The organism is Aeromonas sp. AE23HZ002T15 (assembly GCF_054165525.2).
The window spans coordinates 665,740-688,806 of sequence record NZ_CM201342.1 but is presented as its reverse complement, the minus strand read 5'-3'; the positions used below and the strand labels follow the sequence as shown (position 1 = coordinate 688,806).

20 protein-coding genes are annotated in these 23,067 nt (G+C 62.2%); 10 read left to right on the top strand and 10 right to left on the bottom strand.

Going from position 1 to position 23,067, the window contains the following annotated elements:
- From ACT5M9_RS03030 to ACT5M9_RS03020, 3 genes are all read left to right on the top strand, one after another.
- Positions 1-600 (top strand): RBBP9/YdeN family alpha/beta hydrolase, encoded by a 600-nt coding sequence (locus ACT5M9_RS03030; protein ID WP_457978047.1) that lies wholly within the window; start codon positions 1-3, stop codon positions 598-600.
- Positions 601-688: 88 nt separating this feature from the next.
- Positions 689-2,365, top strand: a complete 1,677-nt coding sequence (locus tag ACT5M9_RS03025) for a fatty acid--CoA ligase (protein WP_457978049.1) — start codon at positions 689-691, stop codon at positions 2,363-2,365.
- Positions 2,366-2,490: 125 nt separating this feature from the next.
- Entirely contained in the window at positions 2,491-4,044 is a 1,554-nt protein-coding gene (locus ACT5M9_RS03020; protein ID WP_457978051.1) for a methyl-accepting chemotaxis protein, read from the top strand.
- Positions 4,045-4,105: 61 nt separating this feature from the next.
- Here ACT5M9_RS03020 and ACT5M9_RS03015 read toward each other — a convergent pair whose 3' ends face one another.
- Complete coding sequence (locus ACT5M9_RS03015) at positions 4,106-5,686, bottom strand: ABC transporter substrate-binding protein (protein WP_457978053.1); 1,581 nt, start codon at positions 5,684-5,686, stop codon at positions 4,106-4,108.
- 89 nt (positions 5,687-5,775) lie between these two features.
- Here ACT5M9_RS03015 and ACT5M9_RS03010 point away from each other — a divergent pair, with 89 nt between their 5' ends.
- The 6 genes from ACT5M9_RS03010 to maiA all read left to right on the top strand — a co-directional run bounded on the left by ACT5M9_RS03010 (position 5,776) and on the right by maiA (position 11,391).
- Positions 5,776-6,420 carry a TIGR01621 family pseudouridine synthase gene (locus ACT5M9_RS03010; protein ID WP_457978055.1) on the top strand — a complete coding sequence of 215 codons (645 nt, stop codon included), beginning with the start codon at positions 5,776-5,778 and terminating at the stop codon, positions 6,418-6,420.
- Complete coding sequence (locus ACT5M9_RS03005; protein WP_457978057.1) at positions 6,417-7,100, top strand: HAD family hydrolase; 684 nt, start codon at positions 6,417-6,419, stop codon at positions 7,098-7,100. The genes ACT5M9_RS03010 and ACT5M9_RS03005 overlap by 4 nt, the downstream gene beginning before the upstream one ends.
- Before the next feature lie 265 nt (positions 7,101-7,365).
- Complete coding sequence (gene hppD / locus ACT5M9_RS03000; protein WP_457978059.1) at positions 7,366-8,484, top strand: 4-hydroxyphenylpyruvate dioxygenase; 1,119 nt, start codon at positions 7,366-7,368, stop codon at positions 8,482-8,484.
- Between the two features lie 32 nt (positions 8,485-8,516).
- Entirely contained in the window at positions 8,517-9,671 is a 1,155-nt protein-coding gene (locus ACT5M9_RS02995; protein ID WP_457978061.1) for a homogentisate 1,2-dioxygenase, read from the top strand.
- Positions 9,672-9,680: 9 nt separating this feature from the next.
- Positions 9,681-10,679 carry a fumarylacetoacetate hydrolase family protein gene (locus ACT5M9_RS02990; protein WP_457978063.1) on the top strand — a complete coding sequence of 333 codons (999 nt, stop codon included), beginning with the start codon at positions 9,681-9,683 and terminating at the stop codon, positions 10,677-10,679.
- A gap of 73 nt (positions 10,680-10,752) precedes the next feature.
- Positions 10,753-11,391: a maleylacetoacetate isomerase gene (gene maiA, locus ACT5M9_RS02985; protein WP_457978065.1), complete on the top strand. Its 639-nt coding sequence runs from the start codon at positions 10,753-10,755 to the stop codon at positions 11,389-11,391.
- Positions 11,392-11,683: 292 nt separating this feature from the next.
- Here maiA and ACT5M9_RS02980 read toward each other — a convergent pair whose 3' ends face one another.
- The 5 genes from ACT5M9_RS02980 to ACT5M9_RS02960 all read right to left on the bottom strand — a co-directional run bounded on the left by ACT5M9_RS02980 (position 11,684) and on the right by ACT5M9_RS02960 (position 16,310).
- Positions 11,684-12,307: a glutathione S-transferase family protein gene (locus ACT5M9_RS02980; protein WP_457978067.1), complete on the bottom strand. Its 624-nt coding sequence runs from the start codon at positions 12,305-12,307 to the stop codon at positions 11,684-11,686.
- Between the two features lie 201 nt (positions 12,308-12,508).
- On the bottom strand, positions 12,509-13,009 hold the full coding sequence (locus tag ACT5M9_RS02975; RefSeq protein ID WP_457978069.1) for a thioredoxin family protein: 501 nt from the start codon (positions 13,007-13,009) through the stop codon (positions 12,509-12,511).
- A gap of 183 nt (positions 13,010-13,192) precedes the next feature.
- Positions 13,193-14,857, bottom strand: coding sequence for an asparagine synthase B (gene asnB, locus ACT5M9_RS02970; protein ID WP_457978071.1), 1,665 nt, complete (start codon positions 14,855-14,857; stop codon positions 13,193-13,195).
- A gap of 194 nt (positions 14,858-15,051) precedes the next feature.
- Positions 15,052-15,420, bottom strand: a complete 369-nt coding sequence (locus tag ACT5M9_RS02965) for a cupin domain-containing protein (protein WP_457978073.1) — start codon at positions 15,418-15,420, stop codon at positions 15,052-15,054.
- 140 nt (positions 15,421-15,560) lie between these two features.
- Positions 15,561-16,310 (bottom strand): HAD-IIA family hydrolase, encoded by a 750-nt coding sequence (locus ACT5M9_RS02960; RefSeq protein WP_438548476.1) that lies wholly within the window; start codon positions 16,308-16,310, stop codon positions 15,561-15,563.
- Between the two features lie 197 nt (positions 16,311-16,507).
- Here ACT5M9_RS02960 and ACT5M9_RS02955 point away from each other — a divergent pair, with 197 nt between their 5' ends.
- On the top strand, positions 16,508-17,524 hold the full coding sequence (locus ACT5M9_RS02955; protein ID WP_457978076.1) for an adenosine deaminase: 1,017 nt from the start codon (positions 16,508-16,510) through the stop codon (positions 17,522-17,524).
- Between the two features lie 124 nt (positions 17,525-17,648).
- Here ACT5M9_RS02955 and ACT5M9_RS02950 read toward each other — a convergent pair whose 3' ends face one another.
- The 4 genes from ACT5M9_RS02950 to ACT5M9_RS02935 all read right to left on the bottom strand — a co-directional run bounded on the left by ACT5M9_RS02950 (position 17,649) and on the right by ACT5M9_RS02935 (position 22,943).
- Entirely contained in the window at positions 17,649-18,770 is a 1,122-nt protein-coding gene (locus ACT5M9_RS02950; RefSeq protein WP_457978078.1) for an alkene reductase, read from the bottom strand.
- A 185-nt stretch (positions 18,771-18,955) separates the two neighbouring features.
- Positions 18,956-20,497 carry a TerC family protein gene (locus ACT5M9_RS02945; protein WP_457978080.1) on the bottom strand — a complete coding sequence of 514 codons (1,542 nt, stop codon included), beginning with the start codon at positions 20,495-20,497 and terminating at the stop codon, positions 18,956-18,958.
- A 602-nt stretch (positions 20,498-21,099) separates the two neighbouring features.
- Positions 21,100-21,639 (bottom strand): hypothetical protein, encoded by a 540-nt coding sequence (locus ACT5M9_RS02940; protein ID WP_457978082.1) that lies wholly within the window; start codon positions 21,637-21,639, stop codon positions 21,100-21,102.
- Positions 21,640-22,016: 377 nt separating this feature from the next.
- Complete coding sequence (locus ACT5M9_RS02935; protein WP_457978084.1) at positions 22,017-22,943, bottom strand: cation diffusion facilitator family transporter; 927 nt, start codon at positions 22,941-22,943, stop codon at positions 22,017-22,019.
- Positions 22,944-23,067: the final 124 nt, after the last annotated feature.

Sequence of the window (23,067 nt, the reverse complement as noted above, 5' to 3'; positions counted from 1 at the left end):
ATGCATAGACTGCGAACCCGCGCCACCGTGTTGATCGTGCCGGGCCTGAGGGATCACGTGGCCGATCACTGGCAGACCCTGCTTGCCGCCCATCTGGAGAAGGTGGTCACGGTGCCGCCCCTGACGAAGGAGAGGCTCAGCTGCCGGGCCAGGGTCGAGGCCATCACAGGGGCACTCTCCTCCATAGCGGGGCCGGTGATCCTGGTGGCTCACAGCGCGGGTGTGCTGATGGTGGCGCACTGGGCGGCGCAATTTGGTGTGCAGAAGAAGGGGGAGGCACAGACATATAGCATCCAGGGTGCCCTGCTGGTGACGCCGCCGGATCTGGAGGCCAGCTGGCCCGCTCAGTACCCCAGCCCGCAAGCCATGGAGGCCGATGGCTGGCATCCTCTGCCACGCCGGCCGTTGCCGTTTCCCAGCCTGGTGGCCATGAGCCAGAACGATCCCCTGGCGAGCCCGGCGGCGGTGCGTGCCCTGGCGGCGGACTGGGGGAGCGAGCTTATGGATCTCGGTGCCGTGGGGCACCTCAACCCGGCGAGTGGCTTCGGCCCCTGGCCCCAGGCCATCGAGCTGGTGCACCGGCTCGACGGTTGGCAATGAACAAGCGGGCGGGGGGCATTTGCCCCTCGTCTTTCAGGATGAGTAAGCATCCGCCAGGAGCGCAACGAGCGTCCACCTGGAGGTGAGCATGGATCCACAAGGAGTAGTGAAGATGGTGAAGACCCGGATCATACCGCCGGCGCAGGGGGCCCATGCCTACCCGCTGCTGATCAAGAGCCTGCTGCTGTCGGGGGGGCGCTACTATCCCGAGCGGGAGATAGTCTACGCCGACCGGCTGCGCTACGACTACCGTACCCTCAAGGCGCGCATCAACCGGCTGGCCAACCTGCTGACGGCATCGGGGGTAGGGCCCGGCGACACGGTGGCCCTGCTGGACTGGGACAGCCACCGCTCCCTCGAGTGCTTCTTCGCGGTGCCCATGATCGGCGCCGTGCTGCACACGGTCAACGTGCGCCTCTCGCCGGCGCAGATCGCCTACACCATGGGCCATGCCGAGGATCACCTGGTGCTGGTGCACGACGACTTCCTGCCCATGCTGGCCGACATCCAGGGGTCGCTGCCCACGGTGCGCGGTTACATCCGGCTGACCGATGGGGAGCTGCCCCCAAGCAGTCTGCCCCTGCTCGGGGAGTACGAGGCCCTGCTGGCCGGGGCAGATTGCCACTACGACTTCCCAGATTTTGATGAAAACTCGGTGGCGACCCTCTTCTACACCACGGGCACCACCGGGGATCCCAAGGGAGTCTACTTCAGTCACCGCCAGCTGGTGTTGCACACATTGAACGAGCTGACCCTGGCAGCCCATGCGGGCCAGTCCCCCCTCGGTTCGGACGATGTCTACATGCCCATCACCCCCATGTTCCACGTTCACGCCTGGGGCTTCCCCTATGCGGCCACCATGCTGGGGGTGAAGCAGGTCTACCCGGGCCGCTACGAGCCGAACAAGCTGGTGCGCCTCTACCGGGACGAGGGAGTGACCTTCTCCCACTGCGTGCCCACCATCTTGCAGATGATCCTCGATTGCGAGGAGGCGAAGCACAGCTCGCTGCAGGGATGGAAGATGTTGCTGGGAGGCAGCGCGCTGCCCCTCGGGCTCGCCACCCAGGCCCACAGGCAGGGGATCCGGATCCAGGCCGGTTACGGCATGTCGGAGACCTGCCCCCTGCTGTGCGTGGTGCATCTGACGCAGGAGGAGCTGGCCCTGCCCATGGAGGAGCAGATCGGGTTGCGGATCCGCACCGGCACCCCCATCCCCCTGGTGGATCTGCGCATCGTCGACGAGCAGGGCCGGGAGGTGGTGCACGATGGCCAGAGCATGGGGGAGATAGTGGTGCGTGCCCCCTGGCTGACTCAGGGCTACCTGAAGGAGCCGGCCAAGGGGGCCGAGCTCTGGGAGGGGGGCTGGCTGCACACCGGGGACATGGCCTCCATCACCCCGGGGGGGACGGTGGAGATCAAGGACCGCATCAAGGATGTGATCAAGACGGGGGGGGAGTGGATAAGTTCGCTCGCGCTGGAGAACCTCATCAGCGCCCATCCCGACGTGCATGCGGTGGCCGTGGTGGGAGTCCCGGATGAGCAGTGGGGGGAGCGCCCCCTGGCGCTGGTGGTCGGCAAGGAGGGGAGTTTTTTGGAACCCGAGGCCATCAAGACGCACCTGCTGGGCTTTGTCGAACGGGGCCGCATCAACAAGTGGGCCATTCCGCAGCAGATCTGCATGGTCAGGGAGATCCCCAAGACTAGCGTCGGCAAGGTGAACAAGAGGCTCATTCGGGAGCAACTGCACGACGAGGGAACGGTCTGAATTGAGTGCTCCATCATAAAGCTGCCATGAGTCCCCTCAATCATCGTGATTGTCTGAGGGGGCTCATTGTTCGGTGTCATGGGCTTGACTACGCTAATTGAGTAATTAAATAAGAGGCGTGCGCCATGGGTAAAAATCAGGTTCATCTTGTCGACGAAGAAGTGGATTTCCCCGCCAACGAACAGCTGGTCTCCACCACGGATCTGCAGGGGGTGATCACCTATGCCAACGACCATTTCTGCCGGGTCGCGGGATACAGCAAGGCGGAAATGGTCGGCCAGCACCACAACATGGTGCGACATCCGGACATGCCCAAGGCGGCCTTCGCCGATCTCTGGGGCAAGCTGAAGCAGGGCAAGCCCTGGCGGGGTATGGTGAAGAACCGCTGCAAGGACGGCCGCTACTACTGGGTGGATGCCTATGTCACCCCCATCTTCGAGCAGGGGCGGATCAACGGTTATCAGTCGGTACGCAACCGGGCCGATCCCGAGCTGAAGCGTATCGCCGCGCGCACCTACGCGGGGCTGAAGGCGGTGGAGCGGGGAGAGCGCAAGACGGGTCTCTCCCTGGGGGGGATGCGCCATGGGCTGGCCCTCGTCGGTCTCTTGCTGATGCTGGGGGCGGGGGCCTATCTGATGGGGGGTTATGAGCCCCTCTTCATGTTGCTGCCGCTGTTGTGGCTCGGGCTCCTCTATCGCCACGAGATTTTCACCACCCCCCGCTATCTCAAGCAGCTGGCCGAGGAGTATGACAGCCTGACCCGGCTCATCTACTCGGGCAATGAGCCCAGCGCCATCGCTGACTTCCACATCAAGCTGTTGCAGGCCAGGATCCGGACCGTACTCGGCCGGGTGGACGATGCCACCCTCTCGTTGCAGGATCTGGCGGTGCACCTGAAGACGGCCTCCAGCGAGGCGAGCGCCGACATCGCCGAGCAGGACATCCAGACCCAGCAGGTGGCCACCGCCATCACAGAGATGGCGGCCACCGCCCACGAGATAGCCCGCAACATCCAGGAGACGGACAACCAGATAGCCCAGGCCAAGGTGCATTGCCAGCATACCGACAAGCAGCTGGAGGATACCCAGCACAGGGTCACCGAGCTGGCCACCCAGGCCGAGCAGGCCTTCACGGCCGCGGTGGCGCTGGCGGAGGAGTCGGATCGCATCGGGGTGCTGATGAGCGAGATCCAGGGCATCGCGGATCAGACCAATCTGCTGGCCCTGAACGCAGCCATCGAGGCGGCGCGAGCGGGCGAGCAGGGGCGGGGCTTCGCGGTGGTGGCCGACGAGGTGCGAACCCTCTCTACCCGCACCCACAGGGCGACCGAGCAGATCCAGGGCAGCATAGGCCAGATCCAGCGTACCCTGAATGGCTGGAAGGGGATGATGCAGCAGAATCTGGAGCAGACCCAGTCCTGCGTGACCCTGACCCGTCAGGGTTCCCAGAGTCTGCATCAGGTGCTGGCTGAGATAGAGCTGGTGGTGGACCTGTCGACCCAGATCTCGGCGGCGGCGGAGCAGCAGCAGGCGGTGGTCGAGGACATCAGCCAGAACGTCAACGTCATCTCCCAGCACTCCCACACCAACAGCAGCAAGATGCAGGACATGGACGCCTCGAGCGACATCCTGCTCACCAAGGCGCGTCAGCTCAAGTCGCTGGGGCAAACCTTCGGTTGAACCCTGGTCAGCAAGCAGCGAGGCCACCCCGGGGTGGCCCCGCTGCTTTGAGGGAGTCTGCTCAGGTCCCTTGTCGCCGCATCCCTCCCTTGTCGTCATACATGGCCTGATCGGCATTGATCAGCCACTCTTCCGCGCTCCAGTCGCACTCATAGGCGCTGACCCCGACGCTGATCCCGATGGAGAGGGACTGGCCATAGACATCGAAGGGGGTGAGGATCACCTGTCGTATCCCCTCGGCCACCCTCTCGGCCTGGACCGGATCATGGTCCGGCAGCAGGAGGATGAACTCGTCCCCTGCCAGCCTCGCGAAGAAGGGGATGTGCATCAGGTGGTGGGAGATCCGCTCCGTCAGCTGGCAGAGCAGGGCATCCCCGTAGCTGTGGCCATAGCTGTCGTTGACCTGCTTGAAGTTGTCGAGATCGCAAAACAACAGGCAGCCGGGGGCCGGATGCAGGATCTGCCGCTCCAGCTGCTCCATCAGACAGAGGCGATTGGGCAGGCCGGTTAGGGGATCGCGCCGGGCGAGCTGCAGTATCTCCTGCTCCCGCAACTTGCGCAGGGCCACCTCCCGGTTGAGCCGTTTGTTGCTGACGAAGAGGTAGATGGCCAGCAGCAATATGGTGACGCCGATCCCCAGGCTCAGCAAGAACCAGGGCCGCCAGAAGGCCCACTGCTGGGAGGGGACCTGATAGAGGAAGCCGTCCAGGGGCAATGGCCGCGGGATCAGGCCTATCTCCGCGAGCTGGCCCATGATGTGGGTGAAGCGATCCGGATTCATATACCCGATCTCCACATAGAGCGGCTGTATCATCTCCTTGCTCATCTGCAGCTCGAATTCCATGTGGGACTGACTGCGATGGACGCCGTATTCCTGGCGCAGCAGGGCGATGGCCTCCTCGGGATGGGAGAGGGCATAGCGCCACCCCTTGAGGCTGGCGGCCCGGAACCGCTCCACCCGTTCCGGGTTGGCCCGCTCCTGAGCCTGGGTCGTGAACAGGATGTCGCTGTAAAAGTCGATACCGTAGTTGCGCGGGTTGATGACGGAGACCGCGATGCCGCGCTCCTCCAGATAGAAGGGCTCGTTGCTGAGATAGGCGTTGAAGATATCTATCTGGCCGGTGATGAGATCGTCGATATTGACCGAGGTGGGCACGGGGATGAGTTCCCGCTCGTGCAACCCCTGATAGTAGAGGGTGGCCATCAGCTCGGCGTCCTGATGACCGGGAAACATCATGATCCGTTTGCCCCGCATGTCTGCAACGGTGAGAATGCCGCTGTCACGACGGGCGAGGAACACGGAAGGGGAGTGTTGGTAGACGCAGGCGAGGGCCAGCAGGGGTTCTCCCTGGGCGTAGCCGGTGAGCACCTCGGTATTACCTACCCCGAAGTCGGCGCGCCCGGCCAGCACCTCCTGCACCGGGCTGATACCCTTGCCCCCTGGCTTTATCTCCACATCCAGGCCGGCTTCGGCGTAGTAGCCCTTGGCCTTGGCCATGTGATAACCCACAAACTGGGGCTGATGGAGCCAGCGCAGTTGCAGCACCACCCGATCAGGGGGCTTGTCGGCCTGATCGTTGGCCCGTAAAGGAGAAACATGGCCGGCAAGGAGCAGTAGCAGCCAAAACAAGTATCTCGTCATCCGTGCGATTTCTTGTGCTGAAGGTCTATGGGGTGTGGCCTGCGGGCCGGTTTTTGTTTTATTGATGCATTGATTCTAAAGGGTTCTGAATGTACCGGATACTGTCGCAGCAGAAAGATTTCATGGTAGTGAACAAGGGGCCAGGCATTGGCATGCATGACGAGGCCGGGGAGCCCGGCCTCGTCAGCCGGGTCCGTGCGGATACTGGGTTGGCGCTCTATCCCGTCCATCGGCTCGACAAGATGACCTCGGGGCTGCTGCTGCTGGCCCGCACCCCGGAGGCGAACCGCGCACTGAGCATGGCCTTCGCCGAACGGCAGGTGAGCAAGCAGTACCTGGCGCTGTCGGACAGAAAGCCGAAGAAGAAGCAGGGCTGGGTCAAGGGGGATATGCAGAAGGGGCGCGGTGGTAGCTGGATGCTGGCCCGCAGCCAAGAGAACCCTGCCATCAGCTGGTTCGACTCGGCGCCGGTGCGCGAGGGGCTGCGGCTCTATCGCATCAAGCCCCAGACCGGCAAGACCCACCAGATCCGGGTCGCCATGAAGAGCATTGGCGCCCCCATCCTCGGGGATGAGCGCTACGGTGGCACCGCAGCGGATCGCGGCTATCTGCACGCCTGGCGTCTTTCGTTCTCCCTGGGGGAAGAGGCATTCGATTTCCTCTGTCCGCCGGATGAGGGGCAGCTGTTTATGCTGCCAGAGCTGCACGCCACCCTCGCCGGGCTGGCGGAATGAGCGCCTCATCCGGGATGCCGCCGTCTGAATGGCCGCGAGAGGGCTGGATCCTGGCGGACTTTGACGACACCCTGGCGCCGGATGACAGCCACGCGGGTCTGCTACGCCACATCCTGCGTCGCCGCCTCTGGCCGGTGTTGTTGTTGCCGGTCATCGGCCTCGGCGGGCTCGTCTATCTGCTGCCGAGCCGATGGCTGCCACACCAGCGGCGCTGGGGCATCTCCCTCATCTGGTGGGCCATCACCCTCGGGCTCTCTCCCCTCGGCTGGCGCAAGCTGGTGCGCGAATACTGCCGCACCCGGCCCGGCCTATACAAGGAGGCGCGGACCCTGCTGATGACTGAGCAGGATCGCTGCTGGGTGATCTCCGCGAGTCCCCGCGCCCTGGTGCGTGGCCAGCTCCATCGGCAGTTGCCCGGTCACTTGCCCCACCGCATCCTGGGATCCCGCATGCGCTATCACCTGGGCGGCCTGGTGCCCTATTTTTACTGCCACGGCCGCCACAAGATCCTGCCCGAGATCCTGGCGCTCGAGCCGTCTCTCGCCCTGAGCGACAGCCTGCACGATCTGCCGCTGCTGGCGTTGGGGGAGCAGGCCTGGCTCATCAATCCGACCCCGGCGCGGTTGCAGGCCGTGCGGACAATAGTGCCTCAAATAGAGCCCAAATCCTGGTCCCTGTAAGGCAAAGCTGACAGCCCTGTGGGTCTCTGGCGGGGGATCCACAAGGCCGCATTCGCAATGTCACAACTTGTTTACATCTTTCCCGGCGCTCGCCCGGAAAACTATCTGCACCCCGCCTCTTCTCTTCTGCCGCGCCCCTGCCTCTAATGAAACAAGGTATTAACAAATCGTGTTTGAGGGACTCTGACGTCCTGACCTCAGGTCCCTCAATCGGGTTTCATCCATCATCGGCAAGCGGCCACGGGGCCGCCGCAAGGAGCGCATCATGACCACCTCTTCCTCCCCCACCCATACCATCAACCCCCTCGGCACCGATGGCTTCGAGTTCGTGGAATACACGGCCCCGGATGCCAAGGGCATCGCCGCCCTCAAGGCGCTGTTCGTCTCCCTGGGGTTTGCCGAGGTGGCCCAGCACAAACACAAGCAGTGCTGGCTCTACCGTCAGGGGGAGATCAACTTCGTGGTCAACGCCGAGCCCCACTCCCAGGCGGAGCAGTTCGCCAGCCTGCACGGGCCGAGCGTCTGTGGCATGGCGTTTCGGGTGAGCGATGCGGGCCGTGCCCAGCAGTACGCCATCGCCAAGGGGGCCAAGCCCTTCGTCGGCAAGATCGGGCCCATGGAGCTCAACATCCCCGCCATCTACGGCATCGGCGAGAGCACCCTGTCGTTTGTTGACCGCTACGGCGACAAGGGCTCCATCTATGACGTGGACTTCGTCTTCTACCCCGATTGGCAGGCGCGCATGGCCGAGCGGGATGCCGGCCTCTATGAGATCGACCACCTGACCCACAACGTGCAGCGCGGCAACATGGACGTCTGGTCCAACTTCTACGAACGGATCGGCAACTTCCGCGAGATCCGCTACTTCGACATCGAGGGCAAGCTGACCGGCCTGCATTCCCGCGCCATGACGGCCCCCTGCGGCAAGATCCGCATCCCCATCAACGAATCCGCCGACGACAAGTCCCAGATCGAGGAGTACCTGCGCCAATATAAGGGGGAGGGGATCCAGCACATCGCCATGGCGTCGAGCGACATCTACCACACCATCCGCACCCTGCGCGGCCGTGGCACCGGCTTTATGCCGACCCCGGATACCTACTACGAGAAGGTGGACAGCCGGGTCGCCGGTCATCAGGAGGATCTGGCGGCCCTGAGCGAGCTGCGCATCCTCATCGACGGCTCGCCGACCAAGGACGGCATACTGCTGCAGATCTTCACCGACACCGTCATCGGCCCCGTCTTCTTCGAGATCATCCAGCGCAAGGGCAACGAGGGGTTCGGGGAGGGGAACTTCCAGGCACTGTTCGAATCCATCGAGCTGGATCAGATCCGCCGGGGTGTGCTCCACGGCGAGAAGGACGGGGAGCTGCACGATGCCTGATCATCACATTTGCCCGCGGGCAGGAGGTTGCCATGCGTAACTGGATTAGCTTTCCCCACCGGGAGGGGACCCACTCCCGCCAGGCCCACGCCGACTTGCCGGAGCAGGCCATCTACGAGCGGGAGCTCGGGCGCTCCGGCTTCTTCGGCCCGGCCACCCACATGCACCACAAGCATGCCCCCACCGACTGGGTGGGTTGGGAGGGGCCGCTGCGCCCCAGAGCCTTCGACTTGAACGGCCTGCAGGAGGAGATAAGCTCCCTCTCCCCCTGGGTGATGCCGGACATCTTGCACAACGCCCACTGCCGCTACCGGGTGTGGCGCCTGTCCGAGGCGATGCCCTTTCTGGTGCGCAACGCCGACGGCGACGAGCTGCTGTTCATCCACGAGGGGAGCGGGGAGTTCTACTGCGACTATGGCCACCTCACCCTGAGGGACGGGGACTATGTAGTGATCCCCCGCGGCACCATGTGGCGTATCGAGCCGAGTGAACCGCTGTTTATCCTGATGATAGAGGCCACTGACGACAGTTATCAGCTGCCGGACAAGGGTTTGGTCGGCAATCATGCCATCTTCGATCCCGCGGCCCTGGACGTGCCCGCCATCGACGACGCCTTCCTCGCCCAGCAGGACGAAAACCCCTGGTCCCTGCAGATCAAGCGCCACAATCAGGTCTCGGTCGTCACCTGGCCGTTCAACCCGCTGGATGCCCAGGGCTGGCACGGGGATCTCTGCGTGGTGCGCCTCAACTGGCGGGATATCCGCCCGTTGATGAGCCACCGTTATCACTTGCCGCCCTCGGCCCACTCCACCTTCGTGGCGAGCCGCTTCGTGGTCTGCACCTTCGTGCCGCGCCCCATCGAGAGCGATCCCGGCGCCCTGCGAGTGCCCTTCTACCACAGCAACGACGACTTCGACGAGGTGCTCTTCTACCACGCCGGCGACTTCTTCAGCCGGGACAACATAGAGCGGGGCATGGTCACCTTCCACCCCGCCGGCTTCACCCACGGCCCCCATCCCAAGGCGTTTGCGGCGGGGCGTGCCCACGCCAAGCAGTTCACCGACGAGGTGGCCGTGATGCTGGATACCCGGGATGCCCTGAACGTTGGCAGCCTGTGTGAGGGGGTAGAGAACCCCCGTTACGTCAACAGCTGGCTGCGCCCCGAACTCGCCCAAAGCGGTAAATAAGGATCTGTCATGAAACTCGCAACATTGAATAACGGCAAGCGCGACGGCGCCCTGGTGGTGGTGAGCCGGGATCTCTCCCGCGCTGTCTTGGTGGCGGGCATAGCCCCTACCCTGCAAACGGCCCTGGACGAGTGGGCAGACACGGCTCCCCGGCTGGCTGCCATCTACCACGCCCTCAACGATGGCGCCCTCGCCGATGCCTTCCCCTTCGATGAGGCAGCCTGCCTCTCCCCGCTGCCTCGTGCCTACCAGTGGGCCGATGGCAGCGCCTATGTCAACCACGTGGAGCTGGTACGCAGGGCCCGCGGCGCCGAGATGCCGGACAGCTTCTGGCACGATCCCCTGATGTACCAGGGGGGCTCCGACAGCTTCCTGGCACCGCGCGGCCCCATTGTCATGGGGTCGGAGGAGTGGGGCATCGATTTCGAATCGGAAATTGCCGTCATCACAGACGACGTGCCCATGGGGGTGAGCAAGGAGGGGGCGGCGGCCCACGTCAAGCTGCTGATGCTGGTCAACGATGTGAGCCTGCGCAACCTCATTCCGGGGGAACTCGCCAAGGGCTTTGGCTTCTTCCAGTCCAAGCCCTCCAGCGCCTTCTCGCCGGTGGCCATCACCCCGGACGAGCTGGGGCAGGATTGGCGCGAGGGCAAGGTGCACCTGCCGCTCCTGACCCATCTGAACGGCGCCCTGTTCGGTGCCCCGGATGCGGGGCTCGACATGACCTTCAACTTCTTCGAGTTGATTGCCCACGCCGCCAAAACCCGTCCGCTCGGGGCGGGCTGTATCATCGGCTCGGGCACAGTCTCCAATTACGACAGAAGTGCGGGTTCCTCTTGCCTCGCCGAGCTGCGGATGCTGGAAATTATCGAGTCGGGTCAAGCCACTACACCCTTCCTGCGCTTTGGTGATACAGTGTCCATCGCGATGCAGGATCGCAACGGGATGAGTCTGTTTGGCGCCATTTTGCAGCGTGTCACGCAAGGGGATGCCGGCCAGACGAGCTAGGAGGCCTGGGCCGATCACAGGGTCGGCGGGCGACAAGGCAGGTGCTGGTCACCTGCCATCACAGGGACAGAATATGCTGCAGTTGTTTGGATATTGGCGTTCATCGGCCAGTTTTCGCGTGCGTCTGGTGTTGCAACTGAAGGGACTCAGTTATGAGCAGCACCCGGTCAATCTGAGACAGGGCGAACAGAGAGAGAAGGCCTATCGCCGCGTCAATCCCCAGGGGCTGGTGCCCTTCCTCATCGACGGCGAGGTGCAGATAGGCCAGTCCGTTGCCATCATGGAATACCTCGACGAGACCTATCCCGCCTACCCGCTGATGCCCTCCGCCGCCGAGGACAGAGCCAGGGTGCGCCAAATCGTCAACATGATCGCCTGCGACATCCACCCCCTGAACAACTTGCGGGTGCTCAACTACCTGGAGCAGGAGCTGGGGCAGGGCAAGGCGCACCGCGACAAGTGGTACTGCCACTGGATCGACGAGACCTTCACCGCCCTCGAGCAGTTGCTGATGACCACGGCCGGGGTCTACAGCGTCGGCAACGAGGTGACCCTGGCGGACTGCATGCTGGTGCCCCAGGTTTACAATGCTCGCCGCTTCAACATGACCCTGAGCGACTACCCCACCATAGAGCGCATCGTCGCGAACTGTGAACAGTTGCAAGCCTTTATTCAGGCGGCCCCCGCCAGCCAGCCGGATGCGCAAGGGTAAAGATTATTTTCACATACACCAACGTTAGAGGGAGTTAATGATGGGAATAAAACCTGGTCCAAAAAGAAAAAATGAAGATGGAACGCCAGATAAGCGGCAAAGAGTTACTCCTGAGAAACAAAAGGATCATCCCGCACTGAAGCCTCATAAACACAAGCAGGGTGACTAAGGGATATCTGCCTGCCACAGTTGTCAGCTGGATACCAAGGCCTGACATCCGATAGAGAGGTTGGGCCGGTTCATGCCAGCCCAACCTGCAATGCCCCGCGCTACCGACCTCATTTCCCACGCCCTATGGCGTCCCGTTGCACCCAAACAGCTTGAATCCGGGCCGCTCACCCAATCGCCTGTAGTACTCCTCCACCGCCGGCAGCACCGGTCGATCGAAAGGGGTCTCCAGCCAGCGGTTGACGGAAAGCCCGATGGGGATGTCGGCGAGCGAGAAGCGACTCCCCGCCACATAGGCTCCCGTGGATTGAAGCTGGCTGTCCAGGATCTGCATGTGTCTGGCCCAATCCGCACAACCTGCGCCGAGTGTCTGGCTGTCCTGATACAAGGGCGAGCGCCTGACCAGGGACAGGAAGGGGTAACGCCAGGCGCTGTTCAAGTCAGACGCTTGCCAGTCGATCCACTGATCGACCCTCGCCCTCGCCCGGGCCTCGGTGGGGTAGAGGGCTTCGTCGCCGTAGCGCACGGCTAGGTAGCGGATGATGGTGTTCGACTCCCACAGGGTGAAGTCAGCATCCTGAATGACCGGCACCATGGCGTTCGGGTTCAGTGCGAGGAATTCTGGGGTATGGGTCGATCTAAATCCTGTTCCCCACTCCTCCAGCTCGAAAGGCAGGTTCAGCTCGGCGCAGATCCAGAGCACCTTGCGCACATTGATCGACGAGGCCTTGCCCAATATCCGTAACATCTTTCGTCCTTGTCCGATGGGATCCATCGAGGAAGCATCCCATCGGGCAAGGGGATAGATCAATGGGAATGGCTGACGGATCGATAACTGCCCTGAGAAACCGTAATAGTAGGTCCAGTCACAGGCTCAATGACTACATACGCAACCAGGGCCCCGTACTTTCAGCCGAACGTATGGGGCCCTGGTTGATGAATGGATTGTTTAGCCGCGGAGCGTCTTGGGCTGGAAGAAGGCGATAAACTTGCCGAACTTCTCCTCGTCGTAACTCTTGCCCTTCTCCAGCAGCCCGGTGTTGAAGGACTCCAGCAGCTTGCCCTTGTCATCCAGCACATAGAAGTGGGGGACGCCGAGATACTCGGGATAGGATTTCAAGAAGGCTTGGTTCTTGTTCTCCTTGCTGACGTTCACCTTGACCACCACGAAGGTCTGGTTGAACTGGCTGGCAAGCCCCGGCTCCCGGTCAAGGAAGTGGTTCATCTCCTGGCACCAGCTGCACCACTCGCCCCCCACCAGCAGCAATACCTTCTTGCCCTCCCGCTCGGCCCTGGCGCTGGCGGCGGCCAGATCTTTCGCCGGATCCCGCTGCTCGTCATAGCCCTGGCTGTAATCGGGCAGCCCCTTGGCCCAGAGGTGGTCGGCGGCCTGAGCCGCGCCATTGAACAGGGCGGCGCCCAGCATCAGGGGCAGTAACAGTCGTTTCATGTGATCTTCCTTGTGTCGTTATTGTTTGGCTTCCAAGCAGCAACAATGTGACACGAACGACCCCCTTCGCCAAGGGTGATAACGGCATGAGATATGCGAAAAGCGGTATTGTTAAGCACGAAGACACGCATGAAAAAGCCCCTCGTGGGAGGGGCCTGGTGATCTCGATGGGGGAGGAGGGACTTAGTAACCCTGCTGGTGGACGTCCATCACGGCGCGGCCGGACGGATCTGCCATCTCCTTGAACTTGGCATCCCATTCCAGCGCGGTCGGGGTGGAGCAGGCGACCGACTTGCCGTAGGGCACGGTGCGGGCGGCCGCTTCCAGCGGGAAGTGCTCGTCGAAGATGGCGCGGTAGAAGTAGGCCTCCTTGGTGAGCGGGGTGTTGACGGGGAAGCGGAACGCCGCCGCCTCGAACATCTGATCCGTCACCTCTTCCTCGACCATGGCTTTCAGGCTGTCGATCCAGGAGTAGCCCACGCCGTCGGAGAACTGCTCCTTCTGACGCCAGGCCACCTCGTGGGGCAGCAGCTCCTCGAAGGCTTCCCGCAGGATGTGCTTCTCGATCTTGCCCTTGCCGCACATCTTGTCGGCGGGTTGCAGGCGCATGGCCACGTCCATGAACTCCTTGTCGAGGAAGGGAACGCGACCCTCCACGCCCCAGGCGGCCATGGACTTGTTGGCCCGCAGGCAGTCATAGAGATGCAGGGAGGCGAGCTTGCGTACGTTCTCCTCGTGGAACTCCTTGGCGTTCGGCGCCTTGTGGAAGTAGAGATAACCCCCGAACAGCTCGTCCGAGCCTTCGCCGGAGAGCACCATCTTGATGCCCATCGCCTTGATGTAGCGCGCCATCAGGTACATGGGAGTGGAGGCGCGGATGGTGGTGACGTCATAGGTCTCGAGGTGATAGATGACGTCCCGCAGGGCATCCAGGCCCTCCTGCACGGTGAAGTGGATCTGGTGGTGAATGGTGCCGAGGTGATCGGCCACCTTGCGGGCGGCGGCGAGATCCGGCGAGCCTTCCAGACCCACGGCGAAAGAGTGCAACTGGGGCCACCAGGCCTCGCTCTTGCCGTCGTCCTCGATGCGGCGCGCCGCATAGAGCTTGGTGATGGCGGAGATGATGGAGGAGTCCAGGCCGCCGGAGAGCAGCACGCCGTAGGGCACGTCGCACATCAGCTGGCGCTTGACCGCCGCTTCCAGCGCGGCCTTCAGCTCTGCCTTGTCACTGACGTTCTGCTCCACCGCCTGATATTCCATCCAGTCGCGTTTGTACCACTGTTTAAGCTCGCCATCCTTGCTCCACAGGTAGTGTCCCGGCGGGAAGGTCTCGACGCTCTTGCACACGGGTACCAGGGCCTTCATTTCTGAGGCCACGTAGAAGTTGCCGTGCTCGTCGCGGCCGGTGTAGAGGGGGATGATCCCCATGTGATCGCGACCGATGAGGTAGGCGTCCTGCTCGGCGTCATAGAGGATAAAGGCGAAGATACCGTTGAGATCATCCAGGAAGGCGGGGCCCTTCTCCTTGTAGAGGGCCAGCAGCACCTCGCAGTCGGAGTGGGTCTGGAACTGGAAGTCGACCTTGAGGCCCTTCTCCAGCTCCTTGTGGTTGTAGATCTCGCCGTTGACGGCCAGCACGTGGGTACGCTCGGGGTTGTAGAGGGGCTGAGCGCCGTTACCCGGATCGACGATGGCCAGGCGCTCATGCACCAGGATGGCCTTGTCGGAGCTGTAGACGCCGGACCAGTCAGGCCCGCGGTGACGCAGTCGCTTGGACATCTCCAGGGCCGATTTGCGCAGGGAGGCTGCGTCGGACTTGATGTCCAGAATGCCGAAAATAGAACACATTGGCGGTAATCCTCATTGATTTTTATATGAGCCCCCCACGTTTGGGCTCGAAATTCCATTTACATTCCTCGCCAATCACAATGCCTAGCGGAAAACCCTTTTGCAAGCGGGAAAACCGCACAAAATCATGCCGCCAGCGTCAAGCTGGCGGCATGGAAAGGGGGTCGGGAGAAGGGGATGAATTGACGGGCGCGTCAAGTCGCCGCGGGTTCGAAGATCACATAGAGCTTGCGGCAGGCGACGAGGGTCTCCCACTCGCCGACGAAACCCGCCGGGATGACGAACTGGCTGCCCGGGGTGAGGTGCAGCTTGCCCCCCTGGCCGTCGTGGATCAGCGCCTCCCCTTCCAGCAGCTGGCAATACTCGTGCTCGGTGTAGCGCACGGTCCAGCGGCCGGGTTCGCAGGACCAGAAGCCCACGTGGAACTGCTGGCTCGGATCCGAGTAGTGGTTCCACAGGGTCTGGCTCGGGTTGCCGGACTTGATGCGATCCGCCGGTGGGGTGAGTGGGGTGGGGGAGACGAAGTGATCGTCCAGCAGGATCCAGTCGCTGAGGCTCTTCATGGGGCTTCCTTGCAATGAGGGGAGCGTCCTGCTCCCGTTTAGTTTGTTTAACGATGTTGCAGTTAAGTTAAACGAAGAGGGCCCCCTTGCCAAGAGGGGAGAGATCCGGCGATGGGGACTCGGGGGCCGCAGGGGAGGGCTTAGACGATATCGATGTCGACGACTGAGTCGAAGATGTGGTTCGGTCTGAACGGCATGCGGTCGATGTCCGCCACCTTGCTCACCCCAGAGAGCACCAGCACGGTTTCCAGCCCCGCCTGGAAGCCCGCCAGAATATCGGTGCGCAGGTTGTCGCCGATGATGATGGTGTCGTCGGAGTGAGCCTCCATCCGGTTCAGGGCGGCGCGGATGATCCAGGCGCTCGGCTTGCCCACGTAGAAGGGCTTCTTGCCGGTCATCCGCTCGATGGGGGCGCAGAGGGCGCCGCAGGCCGGGTGCATCATGGGGCCGTGGGTGTCCGGGTTGGTGGCGATGAAGCGGGCCCCCTGATCCACGAACTTGGCGCCTTGCTGCATCATGGTCCAGTTGTAGTTGCGGGTCTCCCCCACCACCACGAAGTCGGGATCGATGTCGGTGATGGTGAAGCCGGCCTTGTAGAGCTCGTGGGTCAGGGCCCCTTCGCCGATCACATAGGCCTTCTTGCCGTCCTGGCGCTTGAGAAAGTCGGCGGTGCCCATGGCGGAGGTGTAGAAGCACTCCTCGGGCACTTCTATGCCGGCGGAGCGGAAGCGGTTTTGCAGATCTTTCTGGGTCTGGGCCGGGTAGTTGGTGAGGAACAAGAGCCTGCTGCCCTGCTCCAGCAGGCGGTGAACGAAGCGGTCAGCCCCCGGAATGAGATCGTTGTTGTGCAGTATGACGCCGTCGATATCGCAGATGACGTTTTTCTTCATAGGTACTCCTCGTAGGGCGACAGGGCGCTAAGCGGCGCCAACTGTGAATATCTTCAATCAGTTATGGTTTTTGTGCCGCCATTATATGTCGGTTTCATGACAAGTCTCCCCCGGCGCGCCAGATGGGTGCACAATGGAAGATAGGGAGGGGCCGTCCCGGCGGTGCCCGCACAGGATCTGACGATGGAGCCGTCATCATGGAACACTTTATTGCCGGCTTGCCCAAGCTGGAACTGCACCTGCATATCGAGGGCACCCTGGAGCCCGAGCTGATGTTTGCGCTGGCCGTTCGCAACGGGGTCAGTCTGCCCTGGCCCGACGTCGCCAGCCTGCGGGCCGCCTACGAGTTCGACTGCCTGCAATCCTTCCTCGATCTCTACTACCTCGGCGCCAGCGTGTTGCAGACCGAACAGGACTTCTTCGATCTCACCTGGGCCTATCTGGAGCGCTGTGTCGCCGACCACGTGGTGCACGCAGAGATCTTCTTCGATCCCCAGGCTCACACCGCCCGCGGCGTCCCCTTCGCCACCGTGCTGGGCGGTATAGAGCGGGCCTTGCAGGCCGGCGAAGAGAGCTTCGGGATCAGCTGGCGACTCATCATGAGCTTCTTGCGACACCTCAGTGAAGAGGCGGCCTTCGCCACCCTGGAGGAGGCACGGCCTCATCTGCCCCGCATCCACGGCATCGGCCTCGACTCGAGCGAGCTCGGTAATCCCCCCGCCAAGTTTGCCAGGGTGTTCGCCGCGGCCCGGGCACTGGGTTTGCCTGTGGTGGCCCATGCGGGGGAGGAGGGGCCGGCCCAGTGCATCTGGCAGACCATCGAGGAGCTGCAGGTGCGGCGCATCGATCACGGGGTGCGCTGTTCCGAGGATCCGACCCTGGTGAGCTACCTGGCGGATACCCGGCTGCCGCTCACCGTCTGCCCGCTGTCCAACGTACGGCTCAAGGTGTTCGACGATATGGCGCATCACAACGTGCTCGAGTTGCTGGAGAAGGGGCTCTGCGTCACCATCAACTCCGACGATCCCGCCTATTTCGGCGGCTACATGGGGGCAAACTTCCGGGCGCTGGTACAGGATCTCGGGGCCAGCCGGGAGCAGCTCTGCCGCCTCTCCCTCAATGCGGTGGAGGCGAGCTGGCTCGGTTTCGCGGACAAGGCGCGGCTGACCCACGACATTCGTGCCCATGGGGCCTGTCACGGCGCCGTGCTCTAGGGCTGACCAGCTTCGGTAGGGAGTCTGCTGGCCGGCTCACTGGAGCCTCGTCTTTCGCACCGATTAAAAACAGTGCACCCGCCATGGCGGGTGCACTGTTTTTTGCTTGCGCCAGGGTGCGGGATCAGGCCGGTTGTGGTTCAGTGCCGGCCTGATAGACGGGGTAGTCGATGAGGCCCTGCTCGGCGCCGCCAAACAGGGTGGCGGGATCGTGGAGGGCCCAGGGATAGCCGTGGCGCAGCCGGTTCGGCAGATCCGGGTTGGCCACGAAGGGGCGACCGAAGCCTATCATGTCGGCCCAACCTGCCTCGAGGGCGGCCCGCGCCCGCTCGCCATCGTACTTGCCCGCGTAGATGAGGGTGTGTGGGAAAGCGTCTCTCAGTCCCTGCTTGAAGGTTTCCGGCATCAGGGGGGCATCCTCCCAGTCCGCCTCGGCGATATGCAGGTAGACGATGCCTATCTCACCCAGCAGCTTAGCGGCGGCGAGATAGGTCTCTTGCGGGTTCGCATCGACGGTGCCGTTCAGGGTGGTGAGGGGAGCCAGGCGCACGCCGACCCTGTCTGCCCCTATCTCGGCGCTGACCGCCTCGGTCACTTCTCTCAAGAAGCGCAGACGGTTCTCCAAGGATCCGCCGTAGCTGTCGGTGCGGGCATTGGATTCAGAATCCAGGAACTGGTTGATGAGGTAGCCGTTGGCGGCGTGCAGCTCTATGCCGTCAAAGCCCGCGTCCATGGCGTTGCGGGCGGCGCGGCGGAACTGGCCCACCACGGCGTCTATGTCGGCCTGGGTCATGGCGCGGGGCAGCACGGTTTCCACGAAGCCGGGGGCGTCGCTGCCGTTGTCGACAAACACCTTGACGCCGTCAGCCTTGATGGCGGAGGCCGAGATGGGCTGGGCGCCGCCTATGTTGTCAGGATGGGTGACCCGGCCCACGTGCCAGAGCTGGGCGAAGATGGTGCCCCCCTTGGCGTGGACGGCGTCCGTCACCAACTTCCAGCCGGCGACCTGCTCGGCGCTATGGATGCCCGGGGTCCAGGCATAGCCCTTGCCCATGGGAGCGACCTGGGTGCCTTCACTCACGATGAGGCCGGCCTCGGCCCGCTGGCCGTAGTAGGTGGCCATCATGGCGTTAGCCACGTCGCCGGGCTGGCTGGCGCGGGAGCGGGTCATGGGGGGCATGACGATGCGGTTGGCGAGGTGCAGTTGACCGAGGCGCAGGGGGCAGAACAGGTTGTCGTGGCTCATCGTGAATTCCTCATTTGGGATTGAGGCCACTCTACGTTCGGATGTCATTGTGAAAAAGATGGGTAATTGCAGAAGAGAATTGCAACTTGTGCAGCAATAGAGGGGGAGCAGCCAAAAAAAGAGGGCTGGCCGGCCCTCTGTATTCATTCACGTGCAGTCATTCATGGCGATGGGCCCTGCCATCCTCAAGGCTGCCGAGCCCCGATCCGCACCCGCTCGATGCGCCGCTCGCTCACCGCCAGCACCTCGAAGCTGTGCTCGCCAAGCTGCAGTCGCTGGCCCTGACTCGGCAGGCTGCCGAAGTGGGAGAGCAGCATGCCCGCCAGGGTTATGTACTCGTCGCTCTCGCTCACCAGGCCGTCGCAACCCAGCACCTGCTCCACCTGATGGAGGTTGGTGCTGCCGTTGATGAGCCACTCCTCGCCGTCGCGCACCACGTCCGGGGTCTCGTCCTCGTCCGGCAGTTCGCCGACGATGGCTTCCAGCAGATCGTGGGTGGTCACCAGCCCCTGGATGACGCCGAATTCGTCCGTCACCAGGATGAGGCTACCCCTGGCCTGGCGCAGCTCCGCCAGCAGGCGGATCACGTTGATGCTTTGCGGCACGATGACGGGATCGTTCTGTTTCGCCAGCTCGCGCAGGGGCTGACCCTCGTTCAGGGCAAACAGCAGGTCCCGCGCCTTGACCACGCCGATGAGGTCATCCAGCCCACCGTCACAGACCGGGAACAGGCTGTGGGGGGCGCGCTGCAGCAGGGCGCGGATCTCGTCCGCGCTGTCGTTGACATCGATCCACTCCATCTCGGCGCGGGGAGTCATGATGGTGCGAATGGATCGCTCGGCCAGCGACAACACCCCGCTCACCATGTAGCGCTCCTCCTCGCCAAAGCCGGGGGGCAGGGCTTGCTCCTGCTCCTCGTCTTCTTCCTGTTCCCTAGATGGGTTGCGCTTGCTACCCCCCATGAGCTGGAAGATGGCGGCCGTGGTGCGCTCACGCAGGGGCAGCCTGGATTCGTGGCGACGGGCGCTGCGCTGGGCCAGCTGGTTGAAGAACTCGATGAGCACCGAGAAGCCGATGGCGGCGTAGAGGTAGCCCTTGGGAATATGGAAGCCGAAGCCTTCCGCCACCAGGCTGAAGCCTATCATCAGCAGGAAGCTCAGACAGAGCACCACCACGGTCGGGTGGGCGTTGACGAAGCGGGTCAGTGGTTTGGAGGCGAGCACCATCACCACCATGGCGATGGTTACGGCGGCCATCATGACGCCTAAGTGATCCACCATGCCGACGGCCGTGATGATGGAGTCCAGGGAGAAGACGGCGTCCAGCACCAGGATCTGGGCGATCACCACCCCGAAGCCGGCATAGACACCGACCTGGCCCTGGGCTTCAGGCTTGGCTTCCAGACGCTCATGCAGCTCTGTGGTGGCCTTGAACAGCAGGAACAGGCCGCCCCCCATCAGGATGAGATCCCGACCGGAGAAGGAGAGTTCGCCGAGCTGCAGGATGGGCTGGGTCAGGGTGACCAGCCAGGACATGATGCTCAGCAGCCCAAGTCGCATCAGCAGCGCCAGCGACAGGCCTATGATGCGGGCCCTGTCCCGTTGGGCGGGGGGGAGCTTCTTCACCAGGATGGCGATGAAGACCAGGTTGTCGATCCCGAGTACGATTTCCAGGATGATCAGGGTAAACAGACCCACCAGCAGGGAGGGGTCCAGCAAGAATTCCATGTCATAAACCTCAATAAAAACAAACAGAGTAGGTGTCAGTCACGGCAAGGACCGCGGCAGTCTAAGGCTGTTGTTCAGAGGCGCTGATTGAGCAGGTAAAGATAGGCTTTGATGGGAAAAGACGAAGGGCTACTTCGGGGGTTGTCCATGATGGGCAATAAAACCTCGGTTAAAAATGAACCTCGATGATAACGGTTGTCGCTGATTTGGCAAGAGGCTTGTTATGGGGCGGTAACGGGCGGGTGTGATGGCGGTCATGTGTATCAACCCTCGGCAGGGTTAAAATGACAACGAAGTTAATAGCAACATATTCACCGAGCAAGCAGCGGGTGTCTAGATGGCATTTATCACGCCATATATTTAATGGTATCTATCAATGAGGTTCAACTTATTAAGCTTGATGTTGTTTCTCTATCACAACGCCATGTTATCTTGGATAAACACGCTATTTTAGGTGATAGGGGAAATTAAATTCCGTAATAGGCCCATGAGGGCTGCGTCGTAAAAATAACGTCTGTCGGCGTAAAAATAAAGCGGGGAGATGATGCCTCCCCTTGCGGATCACACCTTGATGAGTCCGAGTTGACCGCCCTCGGATCGGGCTATTCGTTGCCGGTATAGGCGGCGCCCTGCACATGTCCCTGTTTGTCACTGAGGCAGGACCAAGGGGCCTCGGCGCCCGGCACCTGGATGGTGACGCCCACACCGGCCTCGGAATCCAGCACCTCGGTGACCTTGAGTTGGGAGAGTGGCACCCTGGTCTTGCCCGACACGGCCTTCAGGCAGGCGGTCTCGGCCGGGGAGGCCTTGCTGGCAGTGGCGCTCTTAGCCACAGCGCCTGTGCTCTTGCTGGCCGCGCCTGCGCTTGGCTGGCAAATCCCCGAGCCTCTCTTGCTGGTGTAGGAGACGTCGTATTGCTGCCCTGTCTTGCTGATGGAGAGGGTGACGCCGGCGCCCTTGGCTTCATAGAAGTCGCCGCTGTATTTCTTGAGCTTGGCCTCCTTGCCATTGATATAGACGGCGCCGCCTTCATCGCTGTGCATCTGGATTTGGCCCGGGCACTGATAGTTCAACTGGGGCAGGGCAGCACTCGCCGTGCCAGCCATTGCCAAGGTGGCGATTGCGATGAGCATTTTTTTCATGACTATTACCTTCACTGTTTAACAATATATTGCTTGTTATTTTATTGGGACATAACAACAAGGTGTTTCGGTGAATATCCTTTCATCCGAGGTCAAAATAAATAGCGTCTGTACTTAATGTTAGCAACGAAATTTTTGTGTCGTTTTGTACATGCTAATGGTTATTGATACGCGTTCAGGATGAGCCGAATATTATTTACATGAATAGCCACATTGATACGAATAAAAACAGAGGAAATGCAACATAAGGGGGAGTGGGGAAAGTTAATACGTGGAGGTCACTACTTGATGGGCGATGTGAGCGGCTCAAAGACACCAGATCTTGCCGTGTCATCATCACGCGGGGCCGGGCCCCGCGTGGCATGAGGGGGAAGGGGTCAGAGCCAGCGCTTCTCGCGGGTGAAGCAGACCGACAGCCAGGCATCCCCCAGGGTGTCCCCGAGGCGGGACCAGAGCTCCTGACGCAGGGCATCCTGGCGCTCGATGGGCCACTCCTGATCCGGGGCCACCAGGATGTTGAGTTCCAGATCGAAGCGGCGGCCGCTCTTGGCCAGGTGGCTGTAACACTCGATGCCGTGGCGCTGGCGCAGGGCCTCGATCTCGTGCTCGACCCGCTGGGTGACCTCTCCCTTGGGGGCGATTTTCAGCACCTCCTGCAGATTGCGGCTGAGCACCTTGATGGGGATCAGGGTGGCGCACAGGGCCAGCAGGGTGACCAGTATTGGGTCTATGTAGCGGTTGTATTGGCCATGGCCGATGGCGTCGAGGCCGATGGCCACCAGAAAACCGATGAGCAGGGTGGCGCTGAGCAGGGTGTCGACCAGCCACTCCTTGGAGTCGACACGCACCAGTTCGGAGTCGATCCGTTCGGCCACCGCAGACTCGACCTTGTAGATGATGGCGCAGAAGAAGGTGCAGACGGCGGCATAGATGAGGGCGTGACCGAGGTCTATCTCCCGCCCGCCGCTCATCAGGGAGCTGATGCCGCTGTGCAGGGCCCCGAGACAGAGCAGCAAGATGATGGTGCCGTTGATGACGTTGGTGATGGGCTCGAAGTGGGCGTAGCCATATTGGAAGCGGGCATCGGAGGGGCGGGTGACCAGATAGGCGGTGATGAGTCCAAGGCCCGTCATGCCCATACTGAACAGGGTGAAGATGCCATCGAGCATGATGGCGTTGGAACCGACGAACAGGCCATAGCCAATCCCGAACAGGGCAAAACCTATGCACCCAAACAGTGACAGGGTCAGCGCCTGTTTTTCGGTGCGGATCAGCGTACTGATAACATGGCTGTAATGAGCCATAAATGTCCTCCTTTCAAATGGTGAAGATTGAGCGCGCAAGCGGTTTTCTAGCTGATATACTGCCGGCTCACATGTGAGCGGACCGGCCAAGGCAGCCCGACAGAGGCGAACCAGGCGGTCGTTG

Bases quoted from the DNA above. Each gene is read 5' to 3' on its own strand.
- ACT5M9_RS03030 (WP_457978047.1), top strand. From the start codon at position 1: ATGCATAGACTGCGAACCCGCGCCACCGTGTTGATCGTGCCGGGCCTG.
- ACT5M9_RS03025 (WP_457978049.1), top strand. From the start codon at position 689: ATGGATCCACAAGGAGTAGTGAAGATGGTGAAGACCCGGATCATACCG.
- ACT5M9_RS03020 (WP_457978051.1), top strand. From the start codon at position 2,491: ATGGGTAAAAATCAGGTTCATCTTGTCGACGAAGAAGTGGATTTCCCC.
- ACT5M9_RS03015 (WP_457978053.1), bottom strand. From the start codon at position 5,686: ATGACGAGATACTTGTTTTGGCTGCTACTGCTCCTTGCCGGCCATGTT.
- ACT5M9_RS03010 (WP_457978055.1), top strand. From the start codon at position 5,776: ATGTACCGGATACTGTCGCAGCAGAAAGATTTCATGGTAGTGAACAAG.
- ACT5M9_RS03005 (WP_457978057.1), top strand. From the start codon at position 6,417: ATGAGCGCCTCATCCGGGATGCCGCCGTCTGAATGGCCGCGAGAGGGC.
- hppD (WP_457978059.1), top strand. From the start codon at position 7,366: ATGACCACCTCTTCCTCCCCCACCCATACCATCAACCCCCTCGGCACC.
- ACT5M9_RS02995 (WP_457978061.1), top strand. From the start codon at position 8,517: ATGCGTAACTGGATTAGCTTTCCCCACCGGGAGGGGACCCACTCCCGC.
- ACT5M9_RS02990 (WP_457978063.1), top strand. From the start codon at position 9,681: ATGAAACTCGCAACATTGAATAACGGCAAGCGCGACGGCGCCCTGGTG.
- maiA (WP_457978065.1), top strand. From the start codon at position 10,753: ATGCTGCAGTTGTTTGGATATTGGCGTTCATCGGCCAGTTTTCGCGTG.
- ACT5M9_RS02980 (WP_457978067.1), bottom strand. From the start codon at position 12,307: ATGTTACGGATATTGGGCAAGGCCTCGTCGATCAATGTGCGCAAGGTG.
- ACT5M9_RS02975 (WP_457978069.1), bottom strand. From the start codon at position 13,009: ATGAAACGACTGTTACTGCCCCTGATGCTGGGCGCCGCCCTGTTCAAT.
- asnB (WP_457978071.1), bottom strand. From the start codon at position 14,857: ATGTGTTCTATTTTCGGCATTCTGGACATCAAGTCCGACGCAGCCTCC.
- ACT5M9_RS02965 (WP_457978073.1), bottom strand. From the start codon at position 15,420: ATGAAGAGCCTCAGCGACTGGATCCTGCTGGACGATCACTTCGTCTCC.
- ACT5M9_RS02960 (WP_438548476.1), bottom strand. From the start codon at position 16,310: ATGAAGAAAAACGTCATCTGCGATATCGACGGCGTCATACTGCACAAC.
- ACT5M9_RS02955 (WP_457978076.1), top strand. From the start codon at position 16,508: ATGGAACACTTTATTGCCGGCTTGCCCAAGCTGGAACTGCACCTGCAT.
- ACT5M9_RS02950 (WP_457978078.1), bottom strand. From the start codon at position 18,770: ATGAGCCACGACAACCTGTTCTGCCCCCTGCGCCTCGGTCAACTGCAC.
- ACT5M9_RS02945 (WP_457978080.1), bottom strand. From the start codon at position 20,497: ATGGAATTCTTGCTGGACCCCTCCCTGCTGGTGGGTCTGTTTACCCTG.
- ACT5M9_RS02940 (WP_457978082.1), bottom strand. From the start codon at position 21,639: ATGAAAAAAATGCTCATCGCAATCGCCACCTTGGCAATGGCTGGCACG.
- ACT5M9_RS02935 (WP_457978084.1), bottom strand. From the start codon at position 22,943: ATGGCTCATTACAGCCATGTTATCAGTACGCTGATCCGCACCGAAAAA.